The 9,460-nt window shown below is 62.5% G+C and carries 8 protein-coding genes; 2 read left to right on the top strand and 6 right to left on the bottom strand.

Features of this window, described 5'->3' with window-relative positions:
• From GX108_01135 to radA, 4 genes are all read right to left on the bottom strand, one after another.
• Positions 1 to 2,358 (bottom strand): leucine--tRNA ligase (locus tag GX108_01135; protein ID NLO55650.1); only part of this gene is annotated, 2,358 nt, incomplete at its 3' end.
• 139 nt (positions 2,359 to 2,497) lie between these two features.
• Positions 2,498 to 3,289: a slipin family protein gene (locus GX108_01140; protein ID NLO55651.1), complete on the bottom strand. Its 792-nt coding sequence runs from the start codon at positions 3,287 to 3,289 to the stop codon at positions 2,498 to 2,500.
• Positions 3,290 to 3,325: 36 nt separating this feature from the next.
• Positions 3,326 to 4,690 carry a nodulation protein NfeD gene (locus GX108_01145; GenBank protein NLO55652.1) on the bottom strand — a complete coding sequence of 455 codons (1,365 nt, stop codon included), beginning with the start codon at positions 4,688 to 4,690 and terminating at the stop codon, positions 3,326 to 3,328.
• On the bottom strand, positions 4,687 to 6,021 hold the full coding sequence (gene radA, locus GX108_01150) for a DNA repair protein RadA (protein NLO55653.1): 1,335 nt from the start codon (positions 6,019 to 6,021) through the stop codon (positions 4,687 to 4,689). The genes GX108_01145 and radA overlap by 4 nt, the downstream gene beginning before the upstream one ends.
• Before the next feature lie 176 nt (positions 6,022 to 6,197).
• Between radA and GX108_01155 the strand changes: the two genes are divergently transcribed.
• Entirely contained in the window at positions 6,198 to 7,577 is a 1,380-nt protein-coding gene (locus GX108_01155; protein NLO55654.1) for a sodium:solute symporter family protein, read from the top strand.
• A gap of 2 nt (positions 7,578 to 7,579) precedes the next feature.
• Here GX108_01155 and GX108_01160 read toward each other — a convergent pair whose 3' ends face one another.
• Together GX108_01160 and GX108_01165 are read right to left on the bottom strand one after the other, a co-directional pair.
• Complete coding sequence (locus GX108_01160; protein NLO55655.1) at positions 7,580 to 8,080, bottom strand: adenosine monophosphate-protein transferase; 501 nt, start codon at positions 8,078 to 8,080, stop codon at positions 7,580 to 7,582.
• Positions 8,062 to 8,970 (bottom strand): HAD family phosphatase, encoded by a 909-nt coding sequence (locus tag GX108_01165; protein NLO55656.1) that lies wholly within the window; start codon positions 8,968 to 8,970, stop codon positions 8,062 to 8,064. The genes GX108_01160 and GX108_01165 overlap by 19 nt, the downstream gene beginning before the upstream one ends.
• A gap of 207 nt (positions 8,971 to 9,177) precedes the next feature.
• On the opposite strand from GX108_01165, the gene GX108_01170 reads away from it, so the two are divergent.
• The coding region (locus GX108_01170; protein ID NLO55657.1) for an ABC transporter substrate-binding protein at positions 9,178 to 9,460 on the top strand (283 nt) is incomplete at its 3' end.

Here is a 9,460-nt window from a genome sequence, read left to right on the forward strand (position 1 = left end):
CATGCCGGCCGGGAGATCCACCTGCTCTCTCACCTTGCCGTTGACCTGGAATACCACGGTGACCCTGTCGGGCGCCAGGGCCGACTCGTCCAGGCAGGGCCAACGGCGTTCCGACACGAGACCTTCCTTTCCCGTCATCTCCCACAGTTCCTCGCAGATGTGAGGGGCGATGGGCGTGAGCAGCGTCAGCAGGACCTCCACACCTTCCCTGAAGAGGCGCCACTCCCGTTCCGAGGAGGGCGAGTAGGCACCCAGGTCGTTGGACAGTTCCATTAGCCTGGCCACGGCCGTATTGAACTGCTTTTCCTCCTCGATGTCCCTGGTGACGCGGTCTATGGTGTAGTGGATCCTCCGCTTGAGGTCCCTGTCCTTTTTCTCTCTGAGGACATCCATGGGGAGCGTCTCCGTCGACGCTTCGCGGAGGCCGTCCAGGTGGCTCTCTACGAGCCTGTTGACCCTCTGGAGGAACCGGTGGGCACCCTCGACCCCCTGGTCGGACCAGTCAAGGTCCTTGTCCGGTGGCGACGCGAAGAGGATGAAAAGCCTGGCCGTGTCGGCCCCCCACCGGGTGATGATCTCGTCGGGGTCGACCACGTTGCCCCTGGATTTGGACATCTTGGCGCCGTCCTTGATGACCATGCCCTGGGTCAACAGGTTCGTGAAGGGCTCCCTCACCTTCAGCAGGTCTATGTCGGCCAGGAATTTCGTGAAGAACCGGGCGTAGATCAGGTGCAGGCAGGCATGCTCAATGCCGCCGATGTACTGGTCGCCGGCCATCCAGTAATCGGTGTCGGCCTTTTCAAAGGGTGCCCTGTCCGTCCAGGGCGAGGCGAACCTCAGGAAGTACCAGGAGGAGCAGATGAAGGTGTCCATGGTGTCCGTCTCCCTCACGCCCGGCCCTCCGCACCGGGGGCAACGGACGTTCTTCCACTCCTCGGCATCCTCGAGGGGGTTGGAGCCCGGTTTCATCTCGATATCCAGCGGCAGTTCCACCGGGAGGTCGCTCTCTGGGACAGGCACCGCCCCGCAGCGGTCGCAATAGATGATGGGGATGGGCGCGCCCCAGTAGCGCTGCCTGGATATCAGCCAGTCCCTGAGGCGGAAGTTGATCTCCCTTTTCCCCCAGTCGTGAGAGACGAACCATTCCATCATGGCAGGGAGCGCCTCCGACGAGGGCAACCTGTCGAAGATCCCGGAGTTGCACTGGATACCGTCGCCCTCGAAGGCCTCATCCATGGTCCGGCCATCCAGGGGCTCTTCCCCGGGGGGATTTATGACGGGGATGACATCGATGGAGTACTTCCTGGCGAAATCGAAGTCCCGCTGGTCGTGGGCGGGAACACCCATAATCGCCCCGGTGCCGTACTCCATGAGTACGTAGTTGGCTATCCAGATGGGGACCCTTTCGCCGTTCACGGGGTTCACGGCAAGGAGCCCCGTGTCGATGCCTTCCTTCTCGGCTCCCGATGCCGCCTGCTCCCGTTCCGGGTGGGCCATGCAGGCGGCGACGAAGTCCTTTATCTCCGCCTTGGCGGGGGACCTTTCGGCGATGAGTTCCACCGCTGGATGCTCCGGCGACAGGGCCAGGAAGGTGACGCCGAAGATGGTGTCGATGCGGGTGGTGAAGGTCTCGATGCGGGTGTCAGTCCCGTAAAGGGCGAAGCTCAGCCTGACTCCCTCGGAGCGGCCTATCCAGTTGCGCTGCATCACCTTGACCTTTTCGGGCCAGCCTGGAAGTTCATCGAGGGAGTCGAGCAGTTCCTGGGCGTAGTCGGTGATGTGGAGGAACCACTGCTCCAGGTTCTTCTTCACCACCGGCGTGGCGCACCGCCAGCAGCGTCCGTCGTTTATGACCTGTTCGTTGGCCAGGACGGTCCCGCAGCTTTCGCACCAGTTGACGGGGGCCTTCTTCCTGCTGGCCAGGCCCCTGTGATGAAACTGGAGGAAAAGCCACTGGGTCCACTTGTAATAATCGGGGTTGCAGGTCTCGACCCTCCTTCGCCAGTCGTAACTGCACCCCATCCTCTTCAGTTGTTCCGTCATGTGCTCGATGTTATCCCAGGTCCACTTGTTGGGGTGCGTACCGTACTTGATGGCGGCATTCTCGGCCGGGAGCCCGAAGGCGTCGTACCCCATGGGGTGGAGGACCTTCATCCCTCTCATTATGAGGAACCTGGCCAGCATGTCCCCAATGGAATAATTCCGCAGGTGCCCCATGTGGAGGGCCCCGCTGGGATAGGGGAACATCTCCAGGCAGTAGAACTTATCCCTGCCCGGGTCCTTTTCAACGTTGAAGGTGCCCTCCTTTTCCCAACGTTCCTGCCACTTCTTCTCGATCGAAGAAAAATCGTAACCCATGTCTCGTCCCCCTCGATGCGGCGCTCTTGAATGCTGTTGTTTTCGCGATTGGCACATATTATATCCGTCCCGGCCCAATGCCGGGAAAGGCGCGGGGGTTGCCCCCCGCGCCTTTCCCGGGCCGCAACGTCAAAGAAGGTTACTCGCTCCGGCCGCCCTTCCTCGTTTCCATGAAAGCCCTCATCATGTCGATGGGGATTGGGAACAGGGTGGTGGAGTTGTTCTCCGCGGCGACCTCCCTGAGGGTCTGGAGGTACCTGAGTTGGATCGTCACGGGTGAATCCTCCATCTTCAACGCCGCCTGGGTGAGTTTTTCCGCGGCCTGGAGTTCGCCTTCGGCCGCTATGATCTTCGCCCGGCGCTCCCTCTCGGCCTCGGCCTGTCGGGCCATGGCCCTCTTCATCCCTTCCGGCAGTTCCAGTTCCTTGACCTCGACGGCGCTGACCTTGATACCCCAGGGGTCGGTCCTCTCGTCGATGATATGCTGCAGTTCAATATTTATCTTGTCCCTGGCCGACAGCACTTCGTCGAGTTCCGCCCTGCCCACGACCGACCTAAGGGTAGTCTGGGAGAGCTGGCTCGTGGCCATGATGTAGTTTTCCACCTCGATGACCGATTTGGCCGGGTCTATGACCCGGAAGTAGACCACGGCGTTTACCTTCACGGGGACGTTATCCCTGGTTATGACCTCCTGGTAGGGCACGTCCAGGGTGACCACCCTGAGGTCCACCTTGTATATGCGGTCGATGACGGGAATGACCACCACGAGCCCGGGCCCCTTGGTCCCCACGTACCGCCCGAGCCGGAAAACCACCGCCCGCTGGTACTCCGGGATGATCCTGAGCGCCGAGGGCAACAGTACCAGGATGATGATCAGCGCCCCGACGTAACTTCCCATGCTCATGATCAGTTCTAGCAAGCCTCTAGCCATCTATCCCCAACCTCCTCTTCTTGCCGGTATCATTCGTCATTCCTGCGGTGCTTCTTCGTCCGATGCCAGGGGCCTGACGACGAGGGTGAGGCCTTCAACCTCCTCGACGACAGCCGCCGCCCCCGACTCGAGGCGACCCTCCCCCGAGAGCCTGGCCCTCCATATCTCGCCATGACATATCACGCTTCCCTGGGGCGAAAGATCCGAAACGGCCAGGACCCTGCTCCCCACCAAGGCATCCCTGCCGGAGACGGGCCGGCTCTTCAGGGATCGCCAGACGGCCCAGGCAGCGAAAAGGAAGAACGCGGCGAGAACCGCCACGGCTCCGGTCATAAAACTGTAGGACATATTCAAAAGCTCACCTCCCGGGGCCCTGAAGAGGATGAGGCCCCCCACGATGATCGCCCCGGCGCCGGGCACGCTCAGGAAGCCGATGCCGCCCAGGAGGAGGTCCAACACCATGACGGCGACCCCTGCCAGGAGGAACACTATTCCGGCCCAGTTGAAGGGGATCATCCTCAGCCCGTAGGCCCCGAACAGCGCCAGTATACCCCCCGTGACGCCGAGGACGAACCCGCCCGGCGACAGTACCTCCAGGATGATCGCGAAGATACCCGCGACGAGCAGGAGATAGGCCATGTCGGGCCTCGATATTATCTGAAGAGCCTTGAGCCTCGGATCCATACTCAGTTCAACGACCCGGTACCCCTGGAGCGAAAATTTTTGCTCTTCGTCCCCCACCAGGAAGATCCTGCCCTCCGCCCAGTCGAGGATCCCGTCGATGTCGTTGGCGACGAGGTCGATGACCTCAGCCTCCAGCGCCTCGGAAGAGGTGTAGGAGGCGCTCTCGGTCACCATCTTTTCCGCCGCGGCTATGTCGCGTCTCCGCAGTCCCGCCAGGGACCTCATCTGGGCGGCGAAGTCGCTGACGACCTTCTTCTTCATGTCCGTGTCGGGGATATCGCCGCCCAGGGCCACCACGGGGTGGGCCGCTCCCATGTTCGTCCCCGGGGCCATGGCCGCGATATGCGAAGCCTGGACGATGAAAGCCCCGGCGGAGGCACCCCTGGCCCCCTGGGGCGATATCCAGGCCGCCACCGGGAAGGGGGCCGACTGAATAAGTTGGATGATCTCCCTCATCGAGGACGAAAGGCCTCCAGGGGTGTCCATCACGAGGACCATGATGACCGCCCCCTCCTCTTCCGCCCTGGCCATGGACTCCCGGATATGCTCCTCGAAGGCGATGCCGATCACGCCTTCGGTGGGGACCACGGCGACGACCGATGTCCTGGCCGCACGCGGGGGCTCGGCCTCATCGCAAAAGGCCGGACCCGCCGCCGACAGAAAGAGAAAAGCCGCCGCGATGAGGGTTGAAAGCGCCAAAACCGGTCTTTTTTTCATCCCATCACCTTCAGGGCCTCTTTGAGATTTCGCACTCTTACCGGCACCACGCCCGGCGGCATCTCGTCGCTCTCGAAGGCGCTGATCATGGCTTTTTTGAAACCGAGGCGCGCCGCTTCCCTGATCCTCAGGGGCGTCCTGGCCGCCGGCCTGACCTCGCCGGCCAGCCCGACCTCGCCAATAAAGCAGCAGTCGGACGGGAGGGGCAGATCCAGGGCGGCCGAGGCCACGGACATGCAGAGAGCGAGGTCGGCGTGGGGATCCTTGACCGAGAGTCCCCCGGCGACGTTCACGAAGACGTCGAGTGAGCCGGTGGATATGCCGCACCGCCTGTCCAGGACGGCCAGCATCAGCTGGAGTCTCCCGGCGTCCATACCCCTTGCCGTCCTCTTGGGGTACGGAAAGGGCGTGGACGCCACCAGGGCCTGGACCTCGGCGACAAAGGGCCTTGAACCTTCCATGATCACTCCCAGGGCGACGCCGGATACGGGGTCGCCCGCGGAACTCCAGAAAAGGCGGCTCGGGTCCTGGACCGGGATCAGCCCCCGGTCCTTCATCTCGAAGACGCCCAGCTCATCGGTGCTCCCGAAACGGTTCTTGTAGGACCTCAAAAGCCTGTAGGGCGACGACCTGTCCCCGGTGAACAGGAGGACCACGTCCACCATGTGCTCCAGCAGCTTAGGACCAGCGATGGAGCCCTGCTTCGTGATGTGACCTATGATTACCGATGGCACCGCCAGGACCTTGGACCTTTCGATGATTTTCTGGGCGACGGCCCTTACCTGCGAGGGGGTCCCCGGAAAACCTCCCCCGTTTTCGGCGGTGAAGGACTGGATGCTGTCGAAGACGGCGACGGAACTTCCCTCCACCGGGTCCAGCGAGTCCTCTATTGATGTGGAACTTATCATCCCCAGGTCTCCGCCGCCGTCGCCGCGGCCGATCCTCTTCGCCCTGATGGCGACCTGGGAGAGCGACTCCTCCCCCGAGACGTAAAGAACCCTGCGCCCGGCGGCGGCCATTTCGGAGCAGGCCTGCAGCAACAGGGTCGATTTGCCCACGCCCGGCTCGCCGCCGAGAAGGGCCACCATCCCCGGGACGAAACCGCCGCCCAGTACCCTATCGAATTCGCCGATGCCGCTTGAGCGCCTTTCCGGCAGCGCTATATCCGTGACCAGCGAGGGTTTCACCTTTTTGCCCGGCTTCGATGGTCCGGAAGGCGAGGTCACCTCGACCAGGGAACCCCACTCCCCACAGGAGGGGCATCTCCCCGACCAGGTGGGGGTCTGGTGACCGCACTCGCCGCACATGAAGAGTTGCCCTTTCCTTGCCATGCCCACCCCGATCCTGGCCCTGGCGGGCCTACTGTCTTTTCTTAGTTTATCATAGCGCATGGGCTACCATTTTGCATCCGGCGCTGCACCGTGCGGAGCATCTCCAACTCACCGCGGCCGGGGCGTTTCGGGTATCATGGGCAGGGTTTGTTTCTTTGAAGGGGAGGCTGCGGCAGATGACCCTGTTCGCCCTATCGGCCCTTTCGGTGATGCTGGCCTTCATGGCCGCGGGAGTATGGCACGGCCGCAAATCCCAGTCCAGCGGCGACTACACCATCGCCGGAAGGAAAAGCGGGACACTGCGAGTCTCGGGGATACTGCTGGGGGCCCTGGTCGGCGGGGCTTCCACCGTCGGGACCGTTCAGATGGCCTATCAATGGGGCCTTTCAGCCTGGTGGTTCACCCTCGGCGGAGGGTTGGGCTGCCTTGTGCTGGGACTCTGGTTCGCCACGCCGCTGAGGCGTTCCCGGGTGCAGACCATTCCCGGTTTCCTGGAACTCTCCTACGGCAAGCCGACTTCCCTGGTGGCTGTCGTAGCTTCGATAACGGGCACCTTCATATCCATTGTCGTCCAGTTCATATCCGGTTCGGCGCTCCTCAGGGGGGTCTTCACGGTAGGGAACGCCCTCCCCCTGTTCCTGGTCGGCATCCTCGTCCTCTCCTTCATATTCATGGGGGGACTGAAGACCTTCAGTTCCCTGGGGGCCTGGAAGATCATCGTACTCTACGCGGCGCTGGCCACCAGCGTAGGGGCGGCGCTGAAGACCTTCTATGCCCCTGGAGGAGGGACCGTTCCCCTTACCCTTCACCCTTACTTCAACCCCTTCGGCCAGGGCCTGGGCCAGGGCCTCGGCGCCGGTCTCTCCGTCGTAACAGGAGTCCTTTGCACCCAGATCTACATCCAGGCCATCTTCTCAGCCTCGGACCCTGCCACGGCGAGGAAGGGAGCCCTGCTCTCGGCGGCGCTGATGCCCCCCATGGGGCTCATGGGAATCGTCGTCGGGTTGAGCGTCAGGAGATCCGGCGTGGTACTGGAATCGGCGACGGCGTTACCCCATTTTCTGGCGACGAGTTTCAACCCCGTGGTCGGGGGCGTCCTCTGGGGGGTGATCCTGGTCACCCTCATCGGGACCGCCGCGGGCCTGACGCTGGGCGTGGCCACCAACCTCGTCTTCGACCTCCTCCCGTCACTGCTGCGGGGCCGCCCCGAAGACGACCCGACCAGGGTGACGAGGACGACCATCCTGGCGCTGGTCGTCCTCGCTGGCATTGCCGGCCTGGCCGGGCAGAACTCGATGATCCTCCAATGGAGTTACCTCAGCATGGGGCTTCGGGCATCGGGCACCTTCGTCCCCCTCGTGGCGGCAGTGCTGGCCCCGTTCCGATTGTCGCCCGGCTGGGCCCTGGCCACGGGCTCGGCGGGCCTCCTGGTCACACTGTCGTGGCCGCTGACAGGGCTACCCCCCGACCCACTGGCCGTCGGCCTGCTGGCCTCTTCCCTAGTGGCCCTCTCGGGCATGATCGCAGGGAAGGGTTCCCGCCCAGGGGAGGTATGAGGCTATCTTTTATAGCCGATGATATCCCTCAGCAGTTTCTTTCTTTCCTCGATATCGCCTTCCGACTCGACCCCCTTGGAGGGGAAACCGTCCACGACGCCGGCGATGCCCCTCCCCTGGCCTGTCTGGAAGATGAGCACCTGGAGCGGGTTGGCCGTCGCGGCGAATATCCTGCATACCTCCTGGACCTGCTTGATCGCGTTGAGGACGCTGACGGGGAAGCCGTTCCTCAACAGGATGACGAAAGCATGTCCCGCCGACAGTTTCAGGGCGTTTGCCACCGCGGCTTCCACGAGGTCATCGGCGTTGCCGTCCTTTCTCACGAGGCAGGGCCCCGAGGCCTCGCAGAAGGCCAGCCCGAACTCGAGGGACGTCGACGAGGTGGCCAGCACTTCGTAGAGGTCCTCGACGGTCTTGATGAAGTGGCTCTGCCCCAAGATGATGTTGCAGCCTTCGGGTATGCCCAGGTTGACCACTCCCCATTTCAGGGTCTTATCCGCCATTGTCCATTCCTCCTCCGGCCCGGCCCCCCGCCTGAGGAACACCGGGTGAGATCCCGGCGGGAGCGGCCCTTGCGTAATTGTGCTTCGAAAGAATCCGACAGCGAACCGAGAGGTTCCAGGATCTTCGAAAAACCCTTTTCCGATGCCGGGGGCAGGACGATGTCGGCGACGGCCCTCAAAGGTTCCCTGGCATCTTCCATGGTGATGGCTATATCGGCGTGCTCCAGCAGCTCGAGGTCGTTCAGGTGGTCCCCGGCGGCCGCCACCAGCGCCGGGCCGTCCTTTTCCAGCAGGGCCTCCAGCAGCCTCTTCATGGCCGCGCCCTTGGAGACGCCGGGGCCCAGTATATCAAGGAAGCCATCGCCGGCGAAGACGGCCCTCACCTTGCCCTCCAAGGCACTTTGGACATAATGGCCGATCCCTTCAATATCTTCCGCCCTTCCATGAACGATCACCCTGAAGATCCCGGCTATACCCCTGGGAGAAGCGAGGTCGTCGATCACGGGGACCCCCAGGGCACTGAAGTACTTCTTCGCCAAGATCTCGCCGGGCCTGCAGAAGACCTTCTCGTCGCCGAAGACCTGGATTCCCGGGGCCAGGTCCCAGATGACCCCCAGTATAGCCTCCACGGTCTCCGGGGGGATGGTCCTGCCCCATAACTCCTCGCCGGTGCCGTCGATCATGATCCTGGCACCGTCGTAGACGATGGCCTGGGGAAGGGCTCCCACGCTCCTCATATGACTACGGGAGCTGGCAAGGATGCGCCCTGTGGCCACGATGATCTTCCACCCCTCATCCCTCAGCTCCCGACAGACCTGGACCACCTCGTCACAGATGTGGTCCCCGTGGGCCAGGGTTCCGTCGATATCGGTCACAAGCAATTTTCTCATGATCTCCCCCAGGTCTCCCTAAAACCCTTTCAAAAGACAAAAGAACATCGCAGGTTAAAGGGGGAAAGATGAACGGGAAAAATTATCTTGACTCCAGCAGTCTGGCACAGTAATTATGGTATCATGTAAATGTTTCCATAACCTTCTCAGGGGGTGTAGGCTTTGAGGAAATTTCTTGTGCTCGCCTTGTTTGCTGCTTTTGCGGTTATGAGTTTAGCGGCTGTCGCCGCGGCCGAGGATGTGATCAAGATCGGCCACCTGGCGGCTCTAACGGGTGACTGGGCCGCCTATGGACAGACCGAGGCCAACTCGGCGAAACTGGCCGTGGCTGAGATCAACGCTAAAGGTGGAGTCCTCGGCAAGAAGCTCGAACTCCTGGTCTATGACTTCCGCACCCGTCCCGAGGACGCGGTGAACGCCTTCAGGCGGATGGCCGAAAACGACAAGGTCGTGGCGGTGATCGGCGCCAACGGCAGCGGCATCAACATCG

Source organism: Thermovirga sp. (genome assembly GCA_012523215.1).
Classification (GTDB): domain Bacteria; phylum Synergistota; class Synergistia; order Synergistales; family Thermovirgaceae; genus 58-81.

Excerpts from the sequence above, each read along its gene's own strand:
- GX108_01140 (NLO55651.1), bottom strand. The coding sequence starts at position 3,289 with ATGGCTAGAGGCTTGCTAGAACTGATCATGAGCATGGGAAGTTACGTC.
- GX108_01145 (NLO55652.1), bottom strand. The coding sequence starts at position 4,690 with ATGAAAAAAAGACCGGTTTTGGCGCTTTCAACCCTCATCGCGGCGGCT.
- radA (NLO55653.1), bottom strand. The coding sequence starts at position 6,021 with ATGGCAAGGAAAGGGCAACTCTTCATGTGCGGCGAGTGCGGTCACCAG.
- GX108_01155 (NLO55654.1), top strand. The coding sequence starts at position 6,198 with ATGACCCTGTTCGCCCTATCGGCCCTTTCGGTGATGCTGGCCTTCATG.
- GX108_01160 (NLO55655.1), bottom strand. The coding sequence starts at position 8,080 with ATGGCGGATAAGACCCTGAAATGGGGAGTGGTCAACCTGGGCATACCC.
- GX108_01165 (NLO55656.1), bottom strand. The coding sequence starts at position 8,970 with ATGAGAAAATTGCTTGTGACCGATATCGACGGAACCCTGGCCCACGGG.